Consider the following 21,394-nt stretch of genomic DNA (forward strand, 5'->3'; position numbering starts at 1 on the left):
ACACCACGGATCCGCCGTGATTGCCCGCAAGACATCAACATCCGCCTCCGCACGTCTGCTGGACGACAGGCATTGTGGTCGAAGCCGCCTGCACGCAACACTCGGCGCGAGTGCCAGGCAGACAGGCCACTCATCGACAACGGAGTGCAACGCAATGGAGATCAGATGAAGAAATGCTGGATGGCAGCCGCACTCCTGCTGCAGTGCGCGCCGGGACTGAGCGCTGCACCTTCAAAGGAAATACCGCCGAACGATGCGTGCCGTGCGCCGGGCAGCAGCGTGCACGAAGCCGGCCTTGTCCCGATTGGCGGTATCCTGCAATGGGTCACGATCGAAGGCCAGGACTGCCGCAACCCCGTGGTGCTGATCGTCCATGGCGGGCCGGGCAATCCCAACACGCCGTTCGCGCAACCTCCGTTCGGCAGCTGGACGCGCGATTTCACCATCGTGCAGTGGGACCAACGCAGCTCCGGCAAGACCTACGCGGCAAGCAAACCCGCCGACGGCGAGACGCTGACGATGCAGCGGCTGACCAGGACGGTCGCGAGGTCGCACGCTATGCCACGCAACGGCTGGGCAAGCACAAACTCATCCTGATGGGCGGATCGTGGGGCTCGGCGCTGGCCGTCAACATCGCCAAGGCCAGTCCCGAGCTGTTTCATGCCTATGTCGGCACGGCGCAACTGGTCAATTACCAGAACGACATGGCGTCGAGCTACGCCAAGACGCTGCGCCTGGCCCAGGCGGCCAGCGATGCAGACGCCATCGGCAAGCTGGAAACGATCGGGCCGCCGCCCTGGAGCAACCCGCGCAACTTCGGGGTGCTTCGGCGCCTGACGCGCAAGTACGAAGCCTTGAGCACCGATCCGGCACCGGACGGCTGGTTCACCTTCGCAGCCGAGTACGACACGCCCGACTACCGCGCAGCTTATGAAGCCGGCGAAGACTATTCCTTCCTGCAGTTCGTCGGGCTGGCAGGCGACGGCATGGGGCCGCGGATCGACCTGCACAAACTCGGGCCGCAGTTCGCCATGCCGGTCTACCTGATCCAGGGCGAGCAGGATCTGGTCACCCCGAAGGAGATCAGCAAGGCTTATTTCGATGGGCTTTCTGCCCCGTCCAAGCACTTCCTGTTGCTGCCGCGCACCGGGCACGATCCCAATCCGCCGATGCTGGACGCACAGTTGCACGTGCTGACCAGGATCCGCGCATCGGCGCTGGCCAACGACGCGCACTGACACGCGCAATGTCTCCGTTGCACGGTGGCGCATCGCACACAAGGTAAAAAAAAGCCGGCTTTCGCCGGCTCTTCTTTCAGGCAACACCTCAGGCCTTACAGCGCCTTGGCAGCCGCAACCACATGCTCGGCGGTGATCTTGAAGTACGCATACAGCTGATCCGCCGGCGCCGAGGCGCCGAAGGTGTCGATACCGACCACATCGCCATCCAGGCCCACGTATTTGCGCCAGAAGCCGGTCACGCCCGCTTCCACCGCCACGCGCTTGCGCACTGCATTCGGAAGCACCGACTCGCGGTAGGACGCATCCTGGCGATCGAACACGTCGGTGGACGGCATCGACACCACGCGCGTCTTCAAACCGGCAGCGTCCAGGGTCTTCTTGGCTTCCATCGCCAGGCCGACTTCCGAACCGGTACCGATCAGGATCACGTCGGGCGTGCCGCCTTCGGCATCGGCCAGCACGTAACCACCGCGCTCGATCAGCTTGAGCTGCTCGGCGCTACGCGGCTGGTGCTGCAGGTTCTGGCGGCTGAACACCAGGCAGCTCGGGCCGTCCTTGCGGGTGATGGCGGCCTTCCAGCTCACCGCCGATTCCACCGCGTCGCCCGGGCGCCACACATCGTTGTTGGGGATGTAGCGCAGCGAGGCAAGGTGTTCCACCGGCTGATGGGTCGGGCCGTCTTCACCCAGGCCGATCGAGTCGTGCGTGTACACGTGGATGGCATGCGCCGGATTCAACGCGCTCATGCGTACGCCATTGCGCGCGTAGTCGCTGAACACCAGGAAGGTGGCATCGAAAGGAATGAAGCCACCATGCAGCGCCAGACCATTGGCGATGGCGGTCATGCCGAATTCGCGCACGCCGTAATACACGTAGTTGGCATCCGGGTCGTCGGTGGCCACCGACTTGCTGGCCTTCCACAAGGTCAGGTTGGAATGCGCCAGATCGGCCGAGCCGCCGATCAGTTCCGGCAACAGCGGCGCGAACGCTTCGATCGCCAGCTGCGAGGCCTTGCGCGAGGCGATGGTCTGGCCGTCCTGCTGCGCCTTGGCGATGTAGGCATCGGCCTGGGCGATGAAGTCGGCCGGCAGTTCGGCGTGCGAGCGACGGGTCAGTTCGGCAGCTTCGGCCGCGTACTGCTTGCCGTACTTGTCGAACAGCTGCTCCCACTCGGCCTGACGCAGCGTACCGGTGCCACCTGCGCGCCAGCCGGCGTAGATCTCTTCGGGAATTTCGAACGGGCCGTACGGCCAATCCAGCGCCTTGCGCGCACCTTCCAGTTCTTCCTTGCCCAGCGGCGCGCCGTGCGAGGATTCCTTGCCGGCCTTGGTCGGCGCACCGAAGCCGATCTTGGTGCGGCAGCAGATCAGGGTCGGCTTGTCGCTGTTTTCCAGCGCGGCTTCAATCGCCGCCTTGATCTTGTCGGCGTCATGCCCGTCCACATCGCGGATCACATGCCAGCCGTAGGCTTCGAAACGCGCCGGGGTGTCGTCGCTGAACCAGCCGGCGGTGTTGCCGTCGATAGAGATATGGTTGTTGTCCCAGAACGCGACCAGCTTGCCCAGGCCCCAGGTGCCGGCCAGCGAGGCGGCTTCATGGGAAATGCCTTCCATCATGCAGCCATCGCCCATGAACACCCAGGTGCGGTGGTCGACGATTTCCAGCTCCGGGCGGTTATAGCGCTGCGCCAGCAACTTCTCGGCCAGCGCAAAGCCCACGGCATTGGCAAAGCCCTGCCCCAGCGGACCGGTGGTGGTTTCCACCCCGGGGGTTTCGCTGCGCTCGGGGTGGCCCGCGGTCTTGCTGTGCAGCTGACGGAACTGCTTGAGCTGTTCGATCGGCAGGTCGTAGCCGGACAGGTGCAGCAGCGCGTATTGCAGCATCGAGCCGTGGCCGTTGGACAGCACGAAACGGTCGCGGTTGAACCACTGCGGGTTGTTCGGGTTGTGCCGGAAGAAATCGTTCCACAGCACTTCGGCGATATCGGCCATGCCCATGGGCATGCCGGGATGGCCGGATTTGGCGGCTTCGACCGCATCGGCGGCGAGAAAACGGATGGCGTTGGCCAGCTGGCGGCGGGTGGGCTGGGTCATGGGCGTCTATGGAAGCGGAGGGAAACCGCTGGAAGCGGAGACCGCTATTCTCCCACAGAGCGTGTTAGTGGGGCCGGAAATGGAGAATTGAGAATGGGGAATCGGATGCAGCGTTGCAGGTTGGCCGCTAACGCTGCTCGTAGACATGGCCCTCGCATCGCACGTGCCGATCGCAACAGCCCGCTTTACCCATTCACTACTCCCGATTCCCTATTCCTCGCCCTTGGCCACCAAGGTCGTCAGCGCCAGGTCGCCCGTGACATTGAGCGCAGTGCGACACATATCCAGGAAGTGGTTCACGCCCAGGATCATGCCGATGCCGACCGGGTTGACCCCGACCATCGCGCAGATCAGCGCCACCACCGGCAGCGAGCCAGACGGTACGCCAGCGGTGCCGATGCCGCCCAGGATGCAGACCAGCATCACCATGAATTGCTGGCCGATGCTCAAGTCCACATTGAAGAACTGCGCCAGGAAGATCACCGTCACGCCCTCGAACAGCGCGGTGCCGTTCTGGTTTGCGGTGGCGCCGACGGTCAGCACAAAGCGCGACACGCGCGGCGGCAGGCCCATTTCGTCGGCCACACGCAAGGCGGTGGGCAAGGTCGCGTTACTGGAGGCAGTGGAAAACGCCATCATCGTGGCCTCCTGGGTCTGCTTGAAGAAGCCCAGCGGCGAGCGCCCGGCAAACTTCACCGCCAGCCCGTAGCTGACCACCATGTGCAGGCCCAGCGCCAACACCACCACGCCCACGTAGGCGCCCAGGCGGATCAACAGATCGAACCCGAACAGCGCGGCCAGGTTGAACATGAAGCAGGCCACCGCATACGGAGCCAGGCGAATCACCAGCCCGATCAAGGTCATCGAGATTTCGAAGATGCCCTCGATGCCGCGCTTGAGCGTGGCGACCTTTTCGTCGGCGGTGAGCACCATGCCGACGCCAAACATCACTGCGAAGAACATCAGCGACAGGATCGCGCCATTGCTGGACGCGGCGGCGATCACGTTGTTGGGCACGATCGACAGCAACATATCCATGCCCTGCGGCTGGGTGCCGGAGCTGGAAATGATCTCGCGGGTGCGGTCGGCGTTTTCCTGGATCAGCTGATTGGCCAGCTGCGGGTCCACGCCAGCACCGGGCTTGAGCACGTTGACCAGCACCAGACCGAGCAGCACCGCAATGCCGGACAGCACCACGGTGTAGCCCAGCGTGCGCCACCCCACCCGCCCCAGCGCGCGGATGTCACCCATTTCGGAGATGCCCATCACCAGCGCCGAAAACAGCAGCGGCACGATCAGCATGAAGATCAGATTGAGGAAAATCTGCGAGAACGGCGTCGTCACGTACTTGGTCGCCAGCCGCACCCACTCGGCATCGCTGCCGGCCAGGTAGTACACGGCCAGACCCAACAACAGGCCCACGGCGAAGCCAATGCCCATCTTCCAATGCAGGGGCAGGCCCGGGCGGCGTGCGGCTGGGGATGCAGTCATCTGGTCGGCCTTGATCTGGACACAATCCCCGGAGCTTAACAAACGCCATCCCCGCGGCCACCTACCCGGCACGACGCCATGCTTCTGTCCAAGGGTAGGTGCATCTCGACGGTAGCTGCATTCACCACCCCGTGGAGGGTGGCGGCACGTGCCGGGGTGCTGCGATGAGTGAATCCACGTTATTTTTGGAGCGTCGCGCCAAGGGCGAAAATCTACATGTCCTTACGGCAAAACGCTTCGGCGACAACGGTTACGGCGGGGATCAGGTTGAAGCAGTTGCAGAGGACTTTTCCTATTTTGTCGCCAGCTTGAAAACCGAATTATTCGTAGCAAACAGCAGATTGCACTAAACGAAAGGTTCGGTTTCGGGGAATGCGGATCGCCAAGATCGGTGGTCGAGGGCAAGGACACCGCGCCAGGACATGTGCTGATTGCTTTGCTGAAAACCTTGCGTACCGATCGTCTCGACTGGCCCTTACCCGCCTACCGTCGCGGGCTCTATGCGGCATGGATGCTGCAGAAGAGAGCACACAAGGACGTACTTGCGGCGTGTCCCGCGATGTAGGCGGGCAAGCGCCCTGCAGCCAAGCCGCAGCCCAACGCTCTACGTTCGGCAACACCGCTAGTCACCCAGTTGCGCAATCAGATTCAATGGGTCACAGCGATACACGGCATGGCGACCATCCACGGTCTGTCAACCGATGAAGCGGCAGCACAGCCGATCACGGCGCAGGCGGATACAACGGCGCCAGCACCTCCGGCTCTGCTGCGGTGGCATTGCGCCAGCGCGGCCCCTTGGCGAAGGCTTGCCGCAGTGCCGCCCGCGCCGCAGCCACATCGCCATCGCCGCCCCAGCGGGCGCGCTGCATCTGCGCCACCGCCGCACGCTGGGCCGGATCCGCCAACGCTGCGAGCACGCTGTCGATCTCGGTCAGGCCAGCCATACCGCACAACACCGCAGCCACATCGTCCATGCCACCGCTATCGAGCGCGCGGCGCAACTCGGCCACGCCATGGGTCGCACGCCGGCCGGGCGCAGGCGCGTCGCTGCCAGTGCTCGCCGGGGCACGGTGCACTCCCCCGCGACGCTGCAGCAAGGCCCACACCAGGGTGGCGATCCACAACAACGCAAACCCGATCGCCGCGCCGATCCAGCCCCATGGCCGTGATGCAGCTGCCGATGGCTGCGCACCCAGTGCGCTGGCCGCTGGAGCAGGCGCTGCGTTATCCGGCGACGGACTTGCTGCGGGTGCAGGCGCAGGCGTCGCAAAGGCCCCACTCCCGGCGACCACGTCCAGCGTGAGGTCCGGCAGCGCTGCGGTCTTGGCCGCCGCCGCCCCCACGTCCCACCAAGCCACCTGCAAACCCGGCACCACCAGCGGGCCGGCGCGATTGGGCACGATCGAATAGCGCCGGGTCAGCCGCAGTTGCGGCGATCCATCCACGAAGCGTTCCTCGTACTGCGCTGGCTCGGCGAACACTTGCGCGTCGGGCACGCTCGGAGTCGGCAATTCCGGGAACTGTGCCTGGGTGGCGCCGCGTGCGCTGGCTTCGACCACGATCTGCGCCGCTTCACCGGCCCTCGCGCGCTGCGGCGTGGTCGTATAGCGCAACTGCAGGCTGCGCAGCGGCAACCACGGCTGCGGCGCATTGGCAGGCTGCGCGCGCACCTGCAGCGCAATGCTGGCGCTGCGCGCGCTCAGTTCGCCGTTGCCGCGACCGAAGTAGTCGTCGAAGAACCCGCCCACCGAGCGCCCATTGAACCGCGCCGAGGGCAGCACCACGCGTCCGCTGCGCTCGGGCACCAGCAGGTAACGGCGCTCCACGACGTTGTAGCGGCGCCCGTTGACCATCTTGACCGAATTGACGTCATCGCCAACGCGTTGCAGCGATGCGCCAGCGGGCGCATCCAGATCCAGTTCGCCCGACGCCAGCTGGTTGGCGAAGTACAACCGCAACACCACCCCGACGCTTTGCTGCACATAGGGCTGCGGATCGTCCACCTGCGTCTGGACGAAGACCTCCTCGTTGCCCTGCGCCGCACTCGCTTCGCCCGGTGCGCTACTGCCGGCATCGTTTGCCGCACCAACCACCTGCAACCGCAACGGCTCGGTGCGCTCATTACCGACGCGGATCGCCGGCACGATCAGCTCGCCGCTCTTGCGCGGGGTCAACACCACACCGAACAACGCACGCACCGTCACCGCGCCATTGGTCACCTGCATCTGCTGGTTGGCGCTCTTGGCGCCCAGCGCGAAGTCGTTGCGCAACGGCGTGTAATCCGGATCGACGCCGCGTTGATCGGTTTCGATATTCAACATCACCACGTCGCCGGCGTTGGCGCTGTCCCGATCCAGCCAGGCGCGCGTCACCGCACCAACCGGAGCGCTGGCGAGCAGCACCACGCTGGTCAACATGCCGATTGCCGCGCGGCGCAAATGGAGTGTGCCGATCATCGTCCGTCCCGTTGCCTGCGTTCGTGTTCCAGCCTGAATTTGGTGCGCAGCAAGCTGCCCGGATCGTCCGGTACCCGCCGCAACCAGGCATCCACCGCCTGGCGTTGCTCACGCTGTTCCGGCGTCTCGCTGTCGCTTGCCGCAGTCGCCGGTTTGCCGCTTACATCGGCGTTCTTGTCGCCGGCCTGGGCCATCGCCTGCTGCATCTTTTGCCGCTGTGCGGCATCGGCCTGCTGCTGTGCCTTGGCATCGGCCGATTGCGGCGGTGCGTCCTGCTTGCTCTGCTCGCCTTGCCCGCTCTTGGACTGTTGGTCCTGCGACTTTCCGTCCTGTGGCGGCTGCGAAGATGACTGGTCCTTGCCGTCCGGTTTGCCCTGCGAATCCTGCTGGTCCTGCCCGTCCTGACCAGAGGACTGGTTGTCCTGCTTGTTCTGCCCGGCGTGATTTTCGCCGGCGTTGTTCTGCCCGGATGGCTTCTGATCTTTGGACTGGCCTTTCCCGTCTTTGTTGTTCTGCTGCTGGCGCTTGCGCGCCGCCTCGACCGCCGCGCGATTGGCAATGGCATCGGGCTGACGGGGCTGTTGCTTGAGCGCACGATCGTAGGCCGCAATCGCCTCGTCGTACTGCCCCTGCCGCGCCAGCGCATTGCCGAGGTTATACAACCCCTCATCGGTGGGCACGCCTTCAAAGGCTTTCTGCGCCGCCGCAAAATCACCTCGGCGGTAGGCCTGCACGCCCGCATCCAGACGTTGTTGCTGCACCTGGTCGGCACGCTGCCACAACGAGCGATCGGCGGCTTCTGCCGGCTGGGCCAGCGGCAACACGCACACCAGCGCCAGGACCGCCACCACAGCGCGGCGACGAAACGCCAGCAGGCCCAGCAGCATCACCGGCAGCAGCAACCAATACCCTTCGTCCAGCCAGGTCTTGCCGCCGTTGGCTTCGGCCGTCTCATCAGCCAGTGGTTGTTGCGCAGGATCGAGCACACCCAACGCGCGCAGATCCGCATCATCGGGCGCGATGCGCGCGTACCGGCCACCGCCCTGCCCGACCAGATCGCGCAGGCTGCCCTCGTCGAGCTTGGCCTGCGCGATCTCGCCGTTGGCCGTGCGATAGGCCGCACCGCGCTCGCTGCCTGCACCGAGCGCAGACACGCGGAATCCGCGCGAACGCGCCAGCCGCGCCGCACTGTCGGCGGCCCTGTCCGCGCTATCGCTGACCAGCAGGATGTCGCCCTGCCGGAAGCCGGCGTGCAACAACAACTGCGTGGCCGCGTCGATGGCGGTATCGGCGCGCTTGCCGTCCACCGGCATCACCGATGGCGATAGCGCATCCAGAAACAGCGCAACGTTTGCGGTGTCGTCGGTCAACGGCGCCACGGTGAAGCTTTCGCCCGCGTAGACCAGCAGCGCGACTTCGCCGCCGGCCCGCTTGCGCAGGAGCGTGGCCAATTTGGCGCGTGCCTGCAGCAGGCGCGATGGCGGCAGATCGTTGGCATTGATGCTGGACGATAGATCCAGCGCCACCACCAACGGCCTGCTGGATTGGTACACCGGCCGCTCGGTCTGGCGCCAACTCGGCCCGCTCATTGCCACCACCGCCAGTGAGTAGGTCAACGCAGCCAGTGCGAATCCCAGCCATCCACGCCGACCACCGGCAACCAGCAACCTCGGCAACAGATGCGCATCCACGTTGTGCCGCCACACATCCGCACTGCGGCGACGCACGTGCCACAGCACCGCTGCCGGAACGATCGCAAGCAGCGCCCAGAGCAGCATCGGGCGCAATAGATGCAACGACTGCCACGCGCCCATGACCTCGGCCAGCGCGTTCATCGCCATCTCCGTGGCAACACGTAGGCCAGCAGCGCAATCACGATCGCCGCGCCCAGCGGCCAGTAATAGCGCTCCACGCGCGGCTGCACCGACGGGCCGAGTGCCTTCACCGGCTCCAGACGATCCAGCTCGGCGTAGATGCCGGCCAGCTCTTCGGTATCGCGGGCGCGAAAGAAACGCCCGCCGGTCTGCTGGGCGATCTTGCGCAGCCCGTCTTCATCGATATCGTCGTTGGCGCCGGCCGGGATCGGCACGCCGAACAACGAATAACTTCCGCTGCCGCCAAAGGCGATGGTGTGGACCCGAACGCCTTCGGCCTTGGCGAGTTCGGCCGCCTTGAGCGGATTGAGCACGCCTGCGGTATTGACGCCATCGGTCAGCAACACCACCACGCGCTGACCTTGTTTTTGCTCGCGCAGCCGCTTGACCGACAAGGCGATCGCATCGCCGATCGCGGTTTCGCGCCCGGCCAGTCCGACCACGCTGTCGGCCAACTGGTCGCGCACGGAGGTCAGGTCGGCGGTCAACGGGGTCAACGCATAAGCACGCTGGCCGAACACCAGCAGGCCGACACGATCGCCGTCGCGCCGGTCCAGAAAGTCCGACAACACCGCCTTGGCGGCGGTCAGGCGATCCACCACGTTGCCGCCGAGCACCATGTCCGGCTCGCTCATGCTGCCGGACAGGTCCACCGCCAACATCATCTGGCGCGCCTCGCGCGGCGGCTGGATCACATCGCCCAGTTGCTGCGGGCGCGCGAGCGCCGCGCACAACAAGAACCAGCCCAACCAGGCGAGCCAACGTGGCACCCGCAGCGCCGGTATGCTTTTGGACTGCGCCACTGCACGCAACTGATCCGCATAAGGCACGCGCAGCGCAGCCGTATCGGCGCGACGCTGCGGCCAGAACCACATCAGCAACGGTAGCGGCATCAACCACCACGCCCACGGCCATGCGCAATTTGCCAGCGCGTCCTGCCATTGCGACCACTGCAGCCAGTTCATCGCCGGCCCCGCATCAAGCTCACAAAGCGCTGGCGCGCCAACGCCTGCACCGCATCCAGGTCGGCCACCGTCGGCGCACGTTGAAATCCTCCCTCCAGTACCGCTCGGCCCGGTCCCTGCGAAAAGGCCTGCGTCTTGCTCTTACGTCCGTCCAGAAACTGCAGCCACTCCTCGCCCTGCAGCCGATCGGCCTGCGCATCGACACCGCGCGCCGCGCGCCGCAACAACCCAGACAAGGTTGCCAATCGCTGCGCCGGCGTCGTCGCGCGTCGCAGCTCGGCATCGAAAGCCGCCAACCAGCGACGCTGCTGACGGCGGCGACGCCACCACCAGAACCACACAGTTCCAAGCACCAGCACCACCGCTGCGATCACCAGCCACCAACCAAGCGCCAGCGGCCACCACGAGGGTGACGGCGGCAGATGGACATCGCGTAGCGGCAGCGATTGCGGCGCCATCGTCATCGGCTCCGCACGGCGGTGCTGCTGCCCAACCAGGCGTCGCTGGCATCGTCGGTGGACAGGCGATGCAAGCGCACGCCGCGTGCCTGCAACAGCGAGGTCAGTTGTTCGAGCGGCGCCACGAATTCGGCCTGCCACCGCGCGCGTCCGGCCTGCGTGGACAGATCGATCGCAATGCGCTCGCCACGCACATCGAAGGTGAGCGCGCTTGCAGGCGGCGACAGCTCCAACGGATCGACCAACACGATCACCACCACCTCGTGATGCAACGCCAGGCCCGACCAACGCGTGGCGGAAATCCGGCTGGCGCTGCGTGCGTCGGCCAGCACGGTCAGCCGCGCACCCGGGCGCAGCAGTCGTGCGGCATGATCCAGTGCGACATCCAGACCGGCATCGCCGGACGGCGGCTGCGCGTACCAGCGCGCCAACGCATCCAGCACCGGCAGCACGCCGCGTTGACCGGAGCGCGGGGCGATCGGCGCCTCGCTGGCAGTGCCACGCAAGGCGGCGATCCGGTCGCCTTGCCGCTGCGCCAACCACGCGGCCACCGCGCCGGCACGTGCGGCCTGCACCGATTTGTAGCGCACCCGCGTACCGAAGAAGAGCGCAGGCGAGGTATCGGCCACGATCAGACTCAGGCGTTCGCGCTCGGCCTGAAACAGCTTGGTGTGGGCACGCCCGGTGCGCGCGGTGACGCGCCAGTCGATATGCCGCGCATCGTCGCCAGCCACGTACTCACGCGACTCGGCGTACTCCATCCCGCGTCCACGTGTCGCCGCCGGCACCGGCCCCACCACCCCATGCCGACCACGACCCGGCTGTCCGCGGTGGATGGCGCTGCCACGCAGCGCGATCAACTCCGCAAGCGTGGGGCGCAGTCCATCACCGGCGATGGACGACGGCGCGATGGCAGGGGACGAAGACGGCATCGAAGACATCGGATTCTGGTCAGAGGGCGGCATACCTCGGCGACACGCTACCCGATCAGGGCAGCGGAATCTTTTCCAGCAAGGCGGCGACCAGACGTTCGCCATCCCAGCCTTCGGCGGTGGCTTCGTAGCTGGGCAATACGCGATGACGCAGCACATCCGGCGCGATCGCACGGATATCGTCCGGCGTCACATAGTCGCGTCCGGCCAGCCAGGCACGCGCACGTGCGCAGCGCTCCAGCGCAATGGAACCACGCGGGCTCGCACCCCACGCAATCCGACGCGCCAGCGCCGGGTCATAGCGCTGGGCGTCGCGCGAGGCCAGCACGATCTCGATCAGATAGCGTTCCAGCTGCGGTGCCAAGTGCACATCCAGCACCACGCGTCGTGCGGCGAACACATCTTCCAGCGGAATCTTCTCGGGCACGGTCTCGTGCTTTTCCAAGGTGTCGCGCGCAGCTTCGCGTGCCAGGCGCAGGATCTCCGCCTCGGCGTCGGCGTGCGGATAACCGATGCGCACATGCATCAGGAAGCGATCCAGCTGCGCCTCGGGCAACGGAAACGTGCCCTCCTGCTCGATCGGGTTCTGTGTCGCCATCACCAGGAACAGCTGCGGCAATGCATAGGTATGCCGGCCGACAGTGACCTGCCGCTCGCCCATGGCTTCCAGCAGCGCCGACTGCACCTTGGCCGGCGCACGGTTGATCTCGTCGGCCAGCAGGATCGGATGGAAGATTGGCCCCGGCATGAACTCGAACCGGCTGTCCTGCGGTCGCCAGATCTCGGTACCGGTCAGATCGGAAGGCAACAGATCAGGGGTGAACTGCACCCGCGCGAAATCGGCTTCCAGCCGCGAGGCCAGCGCGCGGATCGCGGTGGTCTTGGCCAGCCCGGGCGCGCCCTCTACCAGCAGGTGACCGTCGGCCAGCAAGGCGATCAACAAGCGCTCGACCAGCGCCGACTGCCCGACGATGCGCTGCGCCAGCGACTCGCGCAGTGAGGTGAATTGACGATGCAACCGGTCCTCGGCGGGCGCGGCAGCGGCTTCTGGGGGTAAAAGCGGCGGTGCGTTCATAGACCCAGTGTGACCGATTCGGGGGCGAATGGTTCACTGCGGACCAGGAATGACGTTCAGTGAGCGGCCAGGGTCATGCTGCCTGCCAACGGATATGCGGCGCACCTGAATCGCGGAAAGACACCACGGCATTGATCGCCCCGGTCTAACGGTCAGGTAAGCCTCCCAACTTGGGACGGACGTATTTGCACTGCGCCTAGGATTCGAGTGCATCGCCTAAAAGAAGAAGGCCGCTTTCGCGGCCTCCTACATTCAGCACATTTACCGCGCTGCGTTTGCGACCCGCAATACCTTGGGGGTCACAAAGACCAGCAGCTCGGCCTTTTCCTTGCTGCGCCCACGCTTCTTGAACAGGTTGCCCAGGAACGGGATGTCACCCAGGAACGGCACCTTCGACACACTCTCACGATCAGTGAATTCGTACACACCGCCGATCACCACCGTCTCGCCATCGGCCACCAATACTGCTGTATTGACTTCCCGACGGTTGATTTCCGGCACGGTGCCGTATTGCGGCAAGGTAATGAAGCGTGCCACTTCGTCCTTTTTGACATTCATATTGAGGAAAACGCGGTTATCGTTGGTGATCGTCGGCGTCACCTTGAGTTCGAGCAGGACCTCCTTGAACTGCACATTGGCCTGCGACCCGCCACCTGCAGCGCCCGCGCCACTGATGGTCACATAGCCGATTTCGCGGCCCTGTTTGATCACACCTTCACGCTGATTGGCGGTCACGATGCGCGGATTGGAAACGACTTCGCCGCGCCCTTCTTCCTGCATTGCCGACAGCTCGATATCCAGGTTGAAGTTGGAGCCCAGCAGGGTATAGGCGAGCCCAGCCGCACCACTGTTGGTGAAGCCGCCAGCCCCAAGATCAAGATTCAGCCCCGATGGAAACAGATGCGCCGGCAACGTGTTACTGGTTCCGGGCGAAGTGCCAGTTCGAGTGTTATTCAGCTCATTCTGTCGCTGTGCCGAGGTGTTCAAATAGTTGACATTGCTTTCCAGCGAACCACTGAGAATTCCACGCCCAGTTGCGCCTGTCACACCAAAGCGCGCCCCGAGGTCACGCGCAAACGTATCGGTCGCAATCACGATCCGGCTCTCGATCAACACCTGATCCACCGGACGATCGATATGCGAGATCAGTTCGCGCATCTGCGCAACCTTCTTCGGGATATCGCTGATCATTAGCGTATTGGTGCGTTCGTCAGCGACCAAGCGTCCGCGAGGCGACAAAAATCCGTTGTCCTGCTGCCCTGCACCGCCACCACCCTGGCCACCACCTTGACCGCCGCCACCGCCGCCGCCAATCCCCTTCGCCTCGGTCAGCGCTTTGAAGATCACTGCTGCATTGTGGTAATTGATCTGCACGTAATCGGTAATCAAGTCCTCGCGGTTCTCGATCGCGATGCGGGCGTCTTCCTTGTCCTGCTCGAACTTGGCCAGCTCCGGCTGCGGGGCGACCCACACCACGCCGCCGTCGCGGCGCTTGTCCAGGCCCTTGGCGCGCAACACGATGTCCAGTGCCTGGTCCCACGGCACGTTCATCAGGCGCAGCGTGACATTGCCCTGCACGGTGTCGGAAGCGACGATGTTGAGATTCGATTCCTCGGCGATCAGCTGCAGCACGGTGCGCACCGGCACGTCCTGGAAGTTGAACGTCACCGGGCGACCGCTGTAACCGCGTGCAGCGATCTGCGCTGCGGCCTGGGTGACCGCCGTGGCGCTCACGCCACCGACCGCCGGCTGGCCCTTGCGCGGAGTGATCTCGACCACGTATTCGTTGCCGGTCTGATAGGCCAGCGAGTCGAACGCGCCCTTGGTCGACAGCACCAGCTGCGAACCGGAACCGGACGGCTTGACCTCGACCCGCTGCACCGGCGTCGCGAAATCGGTGACATTGAGCGGGCGCTGCAACTCGGCGGGCAACTTGGCGTTGCTGATGTCCACCACCACGTTGTCGCCCTGCGTGCGCAGGTCCGGGCTGGCGCCCTGACCGTCGAATTGCAGGATCAGGCGGCCCGCACCATCTTCACCGCGCTTGAAGTCGATCTTGGACACCGCCAGGCTTGCCGGAGCGGCCTTGGCTGAGGTCTGCGCAGGCTGAGCGAGCGCTGCCGCCGCGAACGAACTGCCGCTGGCCAGTGCCAGCGCCAATCCCAACCCGCAGGCATGGAGCAGCGCGTGGCGTCGAACCGGACGCAGCCGCCGGGCATTGGAAAACGTCATCGTGCTATCCCCTATCACTTTATTGATCATCCAATGCGAGCGCGGCCGGCCGTTCAAGCCATCCACCCGCACCGTCCGGCACAAGTTCAATCAGTTCGATGCGGTCTTCGTAGACCCCGGTCACCCGGCCATCGCTCTGTCCCAGATACACGCCCGGCCGCACCCGGTAGGTCACCTTGTCCGGCGCCATCACCAGAGCGATCAAGCCCGACCCACCGCCAATGGTCCCCACCATGTCGAGGGCGTCGAGCGGAAAGGCTTCCAACGGTTCCTTGCGCCGGTTCGGATCCGGACGCGTGCCGTTACCACCTTCCGCACTGACCCAGGCATCGCTGAACGGGTCGCGCATCGACTGCGCTGCGTATTCGAACGTCTCGAACTGCTGCATCACCGGCAATGGCTCCAATGGCGGCGCCGGGCGCGCACGCACCTCGGCGACCCAGGCTTGCAGATTGGGCGCATCGCCCGGTGTGCTGGTCACGCCGCGGCTACACGCCGGCAATACTGCAATTAGCGCCACACAGGACAGGATCTTGAGCAATTTCATGGTCATTGGCCGCCCTTCTTCGCAGCGTCGGCCGCAGCCTTCTCCTGCTCGGCCATTTCCTCATCGTCCAGATACCGATAGGTCTTGACCGTGCCGGACAGTTCCAGCGCCCCGCGCGGCGTAATGCCGGCCTTGGCGTCCTTCGGCTTGAGGTTGATGTCGTGCATGGTCAGGATCACAACGCGCGGCAGCGAGGCCACGCCGCTGACGAAGGCGCCGAACTGGTGGTAGCTGCCCACCATGCGCAAGGCGATCGGCTTTTCGGCATAGAACTCTTTCGGCGATTCCGGGCCCGGCTGAAACAGCTCGTTGGACAGGCCGCTGGACAGCGCGGTCTGCGAGATGTCGATGATCAGGTCCGGCATTTCGGTCTTGCTGGGCAGCTGACGCAGCATCTGCTGCAGCACCTGTTCCATCTGCGCGAGCTGCTGTTTGAGCGGCTCCAGGTTCACCGCACGCCCCTGCTGCGTCTCGAATTCGGTACGCAGCTGGGATTCGGTACCTTCCAGCCCTTCCAGTTCATCGCGCTTGCTGCTGATCAACAGGAACCAGGCCAGCACCAGGATGAACAGCCCGACGACCACGCAGAACACGATGCGCGCCTGCTGCGGCCAACCACCGATATTGTTGAAATCCAGATCGCTGAGCTTGAATGATTTCTTACTCATGACGCCGCCCCCTCCTGCGGCCGATTGGCAGACGCGGGCGCGGGCTGCACGGGTGCAGGCGCGGCGGCCGGTGGTGTGGCGGACGCAGGTGCAGCGGCAGGTGCCGCCGCTGGCGTGGACGCAGGTGCCGTCCCGGCTGGCGTCGGCGTCGCGCCCGGCGCTTGCGCGTCGACCGCAGCCGGCGTGGCGCCGTCCTTGTCAGTCTCGTTCGGATTGGCCAGCTTGACCTTGAGCGTGAACACGTACGGCAACGCCTTGGTATCCATCGACGAGGCAGGCTGCCCGGCCTTGTCCTGGCTCTTGGCCTCGATGATCGACAGGTCCGGATTGGTCATCCAGCCCGAGCCTTCCAGGTTGCGCATGTAGGCACTGACGCGCGCGTTGGATTGCGAGCGGCCTTCCAGGGTCAGGATGTCGCCGTCCTGCTTGATGTTGGTCAGCGCCACGCCATCGGGGATGGTGCGCACCAGCGAATCGAACAGGTGCACCATCTGCGAGCGGTTGGCCTGCAGTTCCTCGATCACCTTCTTGCGCGCAAGCAGGCGGTCCTTCTTCTTGTCGAGTTCCTTGATTTCTTCGTTCTGCGCCTTGACCTTGTCGATCTCGGTGGTCAGGAACGCATTGCGCTCGGTCTGGCCGCTGATCTGCGCGTCGTAGTAGAACCAGATCAACGCCGACAGCAGCACGCCGCCCAACGCGGCGAAGCCCAGCATCGAATAGAACTCACGCTCGCGCGCCTTCCGGCGCTCGGCGCGCCAGGGCAATAGATTGATTCTTGCCATCAGTCAAAGCTCCTCAGGGCCAGGCCGGTGGCGATCATCAATGCAGGCGCATCCAGCGCCAGCGCATGGGCCTGAACCTTCGGGCCGAGCGTCATCTGTGCAAGCGGGTTGGCGACCACGGTGGTCACACCCAGTTGCTCTTCCACCATCTCCGGCAGGCGCGACAGCGCGGCGCAACCGCCGGCCAGCACGATGCAGTCGACGCGATTGAATTCGCTGCCCGCATAGAAGAACTGCAGCAAGCGGCTGATCTGCTGCACCGTCGCCTCCTTGAACGGCTCCAGCACTTCGACCTCGTAGCTCTCCGGCAACCCGCCCTGACGCTTGGCCAGGCCGGCCTCTTCGTAGGTCAGGCCATAGCGGCGCATCACTTCGTCGGTCAGCTGCTTGCCGCCGAACACTTGTTCGCGGCTGTACAGGCTACGACCGGAGCGCAGCACGCTCAGCGTGGTCATGGTGGCGCCGATATCCACCAGCGCGACCACCGCATCGGCGGCCACCGGCAGTTCGCTGGCAACCAGGGCAAAGGCGTTTTCGACCGCGAAGGCCTCCACGTCCATCACCTTGGCGGTCAGGCCACCGAGTTCCAGCGCCGACTGGCGCAGTTCCACATTCTCCGAGCGCGAGGCCGCCAGCAGCACCTGGACCATGTCCGGGCTGTTGGGCATCGGGCCGATCACCTCGAAATCGAGATTCACTTCCTCGATCGGGTACGGAATGTAGTTGGTGGCTTCCAGTTCGACCTGGGCTTCCAGATCGCTGTCATCCAGATCGGCGGGCATCGGGATCAGCTTGGTGATCACAGCGGACCCGGCCACCGCAGCTGCCGCGTTCTTGGCCTTGCTGCCGGACCGATTGATGGCGCGACGAATGGCTTCGCCCACCGCCTCGACCTCGACGATGTTCTTTTCCACGACCGCATTCGGCGGCAATGGTTCCACCGCGTAATGTTCCACGCGAAAACGATTCCCGCTGCGCGACAGCTGCAAGAGCTTGACCGCAGTGGAACTGATATCGACACCTATAAGTGGCGATTGACTCTTGGGTAGAAGCCCCACGGAAACTCCCCTGCCGATGGGCACTTGGACGCTTGTCTGCGCCCGCGTATTAATAATCAAATTTTAACAGTTGACAAGCACTTCACGCGCAGGGCAACAACCCCGCGACGTGCCCCCTGCTGTCTTCTGCGATCCCCAGAGTTCGGCCCCAGCCAAACTCGGCGTCATCTATACTCTGTGACCAAGCAATCCGCAATCGGAATCTCTCTTACATGCCCCGTATTCGCCGTTGGCTGGGCTGGATCCTGGCCACGCTCGTCGTGCTCGCACTGCTTGGCGCCATTGCCGCCGGCGGACTGTACTACGCCATCTCCTCCAAGCTGCCGGATGTGCAGTCGCTCAAGCAGGTCGAACTGCAGGAGCCGATGTACGTCTATTCCAGCGATGGCCGCCTGATGGCGGTCTATGGCGAGACCCGGCGCTATCCGATCCAGATGAAGGACGTGCCGCTGCGCCTCAAGCAGGCCTTCCTGGCCACCGAGGATGCGCGCTTCTACCAGCATGGGGGCGTGGACTACAAGGGCATCGCCCGCGCGGTCTGGCTGCTGGCCACCACCGACGCCAAGCGCGTGCCGGGCGGTTCGACGATCACCCAGCAGGTGGCGCGCCAATTCTTCCTCAGCTCCGAGTACAGCTACACCCGCAAGCTGGCGGAGATCCTGCTGGCCCGCAAGATCGAAAGTGAACTGAGCAAGGACGAAATCTTCGAGCTGTATCTCAACAAGAGCTTCTTCGGCAACCGTGCCTATGGCGTGGGTGCTGCAGCCGAGTACTACTACGGCAAGAAGATGAATGAGCTCAGCCTGGACGAGATGGCCTCGCTGGCCGGCATCCCCAAGTTCCCGTCCAGCGGCAACCCGATCAGCAACCCCGAACGTGCGCAGGAACGTCGCGACTATTACGTGCTGCAACGCATGGCCGACCTGGGCTTCGTCAGCCAGGCCGAAGCCGATGCCGCCAAGGCGGTGCCGATGCACGCCAAGCCGCACGAGCCGCCGGTCGAGGTGTATGCCCCGTACGTGGCCGAGCTGGTACGCCAGGAAATGATCGCCAAATACGGCGGCGATGTGCTCAACAAGGGCTACCACGTCACCACCACCATCGATGCGACCCTGCAGACCGGCGCCGACGCGGCAATCGCCGAAGGCCTGCGTCTGTACGATCACCGGCATGGTTGGCACGGCGTGGAGCAGCACTTCGACGTGGCCGCCGATGCCGATGCGCCGACGCTGGCCAAGCATTTGTCCGGTGCGTTCACCCAGGGCGGGCTGCAGGCGGTGATCGTGGCGCGCGTCAATGCCGATGGCGGTGTCACCGTCGTGCAACGCGACAAGACCGAGTTGACCTTGCCGGCAAGCGCCAGCCGCTGGACCAACAAGACCCCGGCCAAGCTGCTGACGCGTGGCGACGTCACCCGCATCCGAGCCGGCGAGAAGGAAGGCGAGTGGATCATCGACCAGCTGCCGCGCGGCCAGGCCGCCTTGGTGTCGCTGGATGCCAATAGCGGCGCCCTGCGCGCGCTGGTCGGCGGCTTCAGCTTCGCCGGCAACAAGTTCAACCGCGCCACCCAGGCACGCCGCCAGCCGGGCTCGAGCTTCAAGCCGTTCGTCTATGCGGCGGCATTCGAGAAGGGCTTCAACCCCGCCTCGATCGTGCTGGATGCGCCGGTGGTGTTCCGCGACCGCCGCGGCAAGACCTGGTCGCCACAAAACGACGGCGGCGGCTTCCGCGGCCCGATGCGCTTGCGCGAAGCGTTGGTGCAATCGCGCAACCTGGTGTCGGTGCGCCTGTTGGACGCGATCACCGTCGATTTTGCACGCAAATACATCAGCCAATTCGGCTTCCAGGAAGCAGAGCTGCCGCCCAACCTGTCGATGTCGCTGGGCACCGCGTCGCTGACGCCGTTGTCGGTGGCCCGGGGCTATGCAGTGTTCGCCAATGGCGGCTCACGCGTGGACACCTGGATCGTCGACGAGGTCAAGGACCGCGACGGCAACCTCATCTTCAAGGAAGTGCCGGCCGTGGCCTGCCGCACGTGCGCAATGCAGGGCGGCACCGCCGCACCGGTCAGCCAGGTGGTGGACGGCTTCAACTTCGGCGCGCCTGAGCTGCCCAAGTCGATCGAACCGGCCGCAGCGACGCCGGCCACGCCGGCAGAGACCGCCCCGGTCGCCACTGCCGAAACCAAGATCGCACCACGCGCCATCGACGCACGTACCGCGTACCAGCTGGTCTCGATGATGCGCGACGTGGTCCAGCGCGGCACCGGCACTGCCGCAAAGGTGCTGGGACGCGAGGACGTCGGCGGCAAGACCGGCTCGACCAACGATCACCGCGACGCCTGGTTCTCCGGTTTCGGCGGCCCCTACGCCACCACCGTGTGGGTCGGCCGGGACGATTTCCGTTCGCTGGGCTACCGCGAGTACGGCGGCAAGGCCGCGCTGCCGATCTGGATCGACTACATGCGCGTGGCGCTCAAGGACAAGGCGATCGCCGCCAACGATCCGCCTGAGGGCATGACCCAGGCCACGATCAACGGCGCGGTGGAGTGGGTGAAGAACGAAGATCTCGACCGTCTGCAGGACTACGACTACGGCCTGCAGGAACAGCAGGACGAGAAGGCATTCGATATTTTCTGAGGGCCGGGAATCGGAAATCGGGATTGGGGAATCGGAACGGCGCGCGCCTGACGATTCCCCGAGCCCACGTAGCGACCTCGACGGTATAACGCTACGCATCTGCGCGGCGCCATGGCACCGATTGCGTCATTCGGACATCGCGTCCATCCGGTGTGGGGCGTTCGCCACGCCGTCATGCGGCTGTTGTAGAGTCGGACCAGGTTGCTTAGGGGAGCCCGGTCATGCATCACGCGCGCGAACACGCCGATACCCGAACCCGAGAACGTCGCCACCGCCTGGCGCACGAAGCCGCCCGCCTGATGGCCGAAGGCGGCATCCGCGATTTTCATCAGGCCAAGCTCAAGGCGGCCAGCCGCCTGGGCATCCACGACGATGCATCGCTGCCGCGCAATCGCGAGATCGAAGATGCCTTGCGCGAGCACCAACGCCTGTTCGCCGGACCTGCGCATGGGCTGCGACTGCGCCAACGCCGCGAAGCCGCCTTGCGCGCACTGGAGTTTCTCGGCCCGTTCCAGCCGCGACTGACCGGCCCGGTGCTCGATGGCACCGCCGACGCCAATGCGCCGGTACAGTTGCAGCTGCACAGCGACGACGCCGATGCGGTGCAGCGGTTTCTGGATGAGCACCGCATCCCCGCCGAACTGCGCACGCGCCGGTTGCGACTGGATCGTGAGCGTACTGCCGAATTCCCGGTGTGGCTGTTCAGCGCCGAGGAACTGACCTTCGACCTGACCGTGCTGCCATACGACGCCCTGCGCCAGGCGCCGCTCTCGCCGCTGGACGAAAAACCGATGCAGCGCGCCTCGGCCGCCCAGGTGCGCCAGCTGTTGGCAGACGACGACGGGGGCGATGCCCTGCCACGCGCGCGCTGATCGTCGCGCGC

Annotated in this window: 16 protein-coding genes and 1 pseudogene; 4 read left to right on the forward strand and 13 right to left on the reverse strand. The window is 65.1% G+C overall.

Translation table 11 applies throughout. From position 1 onward, the window contains the following. The first annotated feature begins 165 nt into the window (after positions 1–165). A pseudogene (locus GGR62_RS21420) lies at positions 166–1,238 on the forward strand (alpha/beta hydrolase). A gap of 95 nt (positions 1,239–1,333) precedes the next feature. Here the strand turns inward: GGR62_RS21420 and tkt are convergent. Further along, positions 1,334–3,334, reverse strand: a complete 2,001-nt coding sequence (tkt, locus tag GGR62_RS08845; RefSeq protein ID WP_184407535.1) for a transketolase — start codon at positions 3,332–3,334, stop codon at positions 1,334–1,336. A 210-nt stretch (positions 3,335–3,544) separates the two neighbouring features. Beyond that, on the reverse strand, positions 3,545–4,825 hold the full coding sequence (locus tag GGR62_RS08850; protein WP_184407536.1) for a dicarboxylate/amino acid:cation symporter: 1,281 nt from the start codon (positions 4,823–4,825) through the stop codon (positions 3,545–3,547). A 164-nt stretch (positions 4,826–4,989) separates the two neighbouring features. Between GGR62_RS08850 and GGR62_RS08855 the strand changes: the two genes are divergently transcribed. Next, positions 4,990–5,175 carry a hypothetical protein gene (locus tag GGR62_RS08855; protein WP_184407537.1) on the forward strand — a complete coding sequence of 62 codons (186 nt, stop codon included), beginning with the start codon at positions 4,990–4,992 and terminating at the stop codon, positions 5,173–5,175. A 372-nt stretch (positions 5,176–5,547) separates the two neighbouring features. Here GGR62_RS08855 and GGR62_RS08860 read toward each other — a convergent pair whose 3' ends face one another. From GGR62_RS08860 to GGR62_RS08910, 11 genes are all read right to left on the reverse strand, one after another. After that, positions 5,548–7,281, reverse strand: coding sequence for a BatD family protein (locus GGR62_RS08860; protein ID WP_184407538.1), 1,734 nt, complete (start codon positions 7,279–7,281; stop codon positions 5,548–5,550). Further along, positions 7,278–9,116, reverse strand: coding sequence for a VWA domain-containing protein (locus tag GGR62_RS08865; protein ID WP_184407539.1), 1,839 nt, complete (start codon positions 9,114–9,116; stop codon positions 7,278–7,280). Before GGR62_RS08865 ends, GGR62_RS08860 begins: the two co-directional genes overlap by 4 nt. After that, a complete protein-coding gene (locus GGR62_RS08870) occupies positions 9,113–10,120 on the reverse strand; it encodes a VWA domain-containing protein (protein ID WP_184407540.1) in 1,008 nt (335 codons plus the stop codon). Before GGR62_RS08870 ends, GGR62_RS08865 begins: the two co-directional genes overlap by 4 nt. After that, complete coding sequence (locus GGR62_RS08875) at positions 10,117–10,578, reverse strand: DUF4381 domain-containing protein (protein ID WP_184407541.1); 462 nt, start codon at positions 10,576–10,578, stop codon at positions 10,117–10,119. The genes GGR62_RS08870 and GGR62_RS08875 overlap by 4 nt, the downstream gene beginning before the upstream one ends. A 2-nt stretch (positions 10,579–10,580) precedes the next feature. Continuing rightward, entirely contained in the window at positions 10,581–11,543 is a 963-nt protein-coding gene (locus tag GGR62_RS08880) for a DUF58 domain-containing protein (RefSeq protein WP_184407542.1), read from the reverse strand. Positions 11,544–11,565: 22 nt separating this feature from the next. Continuing rightward, positions 11,566–12,585, reverse strand: coding sequence for a MoxR family ATPase (locus GGR62_RS08885; RefSeq protein ID WP_184407543.1), 1,020 nt, complete (start codon positions 12,583–12,585; stop codon positions 11,566–11,568). A gap of 261 nt (positions 12,586–12,846) precedes the next feature. Further along, the gene (locus GGR62_RS08890) at positions 12,847–14,817 is read right to left on the reverse strand and encodes a type IV pilus secretin PilQ family protein (protein ID WP_184407544.1); all 1,971 of its coding nucleotides are present in this window, start codon (positions 14,815–14,817) and stop codon (positions 12,847–12,849) included. 19 nt (positions 14,818–14,836) lie between these two features. Further along, complete coding sequence (locus GGR62_RS08895) at positions 14,837–15,370, reverse strand: pilus assembly protein PilP (RefSeq protein WP_184407545.1); 534 nt, start codon at positions 15,368–15,370, stop codon at positions 14,837–14,839. After that, positions 15,367–16,032 carry a type 4a pilus biogenesis protein PilO gene (locus tag GGR62_RS08900; RefSeq protein ID WP_184407546.1) on the reverse strand — a complete coding sequence of 222 codons (666 nt, stop codon included), beginning with the start codon at positions 16,030–16,032 and terminating at the stop codon, positions 15,367–15,369. The genes GGR62_RS08895 and GGR62_RS08900 overlap by 4 nt, the downstream gene beginning before the upstream one ends. Further along, positions 16,029–16,814 carry a PilN domain-containing protein gene (locus tag GGR62_RS08905; protein ID WP_184407547.1) on the reverse strand — a complete coding sequence of 262 codons (786 nt, stop codon included), beginning with the start codon at positions 16,812–16,814 and terminating at the stop codon, positions 16,029–16,031. Before GGR62_RS08905 ends, GGR62_RS08900 begins: the two co-directional genes overlap by 4 nt. Continuing rightward, positions 16,814–17,872 (reverse strand): pilus assembly protein PilM, encoded by a 1,059-nt coding sequence (locus GGR62_RS08910; RefSeq protein WP_343205398.1) that lies wholly within the window; start codon positions 17,870–17,872, stop codon positions 16,814–16,816. The genes GGR62_RS08905 and GGR62_RS08910 overlap by 1 nt, the downstream gene beginning before the upstream one ends. Positions 17,873–18,084: 212 nt before the next feature. Between GGR62_RS08910 and GGR62_RS08915 the strand changes: the two genes are divergently transcribed. After that, positions 18,085–20,511, forward strand: coding sequence for a penicillin-binding protein 1A (locus tag GGR62_RS08915; RefSeq protein WP_184407549.1), 2,427 nt, complete (start codon positions 18,085–18,087; stop codon positions 20,509–20,511). Positions 20,512–20,732: 221 nt separating this feature from the next. Further along, positions 20,733–21,383 (forward strand): hypothetical protein, encoded by a 651-nt coding sequence (locus GGR62_RS08920; RefSeq protein ID WP_184407550.1) that lies wholly within the window; start codon positions 20,733–20,735, stop codon positions 21,381–21,383. Positions 21,384–21,394: the final 11 nt, after the last annotated feature.

This window comes from Xanthomonas sp. 3075 (genome assembly GCF_014197275.1).
In the GTDB taxonomy this organism is placed as follows: Bacteria; Pseudomonadota; Gammaproteobacteria; order Xanthomonadales; family Xanthomonadaceae; genus Xanthomonas; species Xanthomonas campestris_B.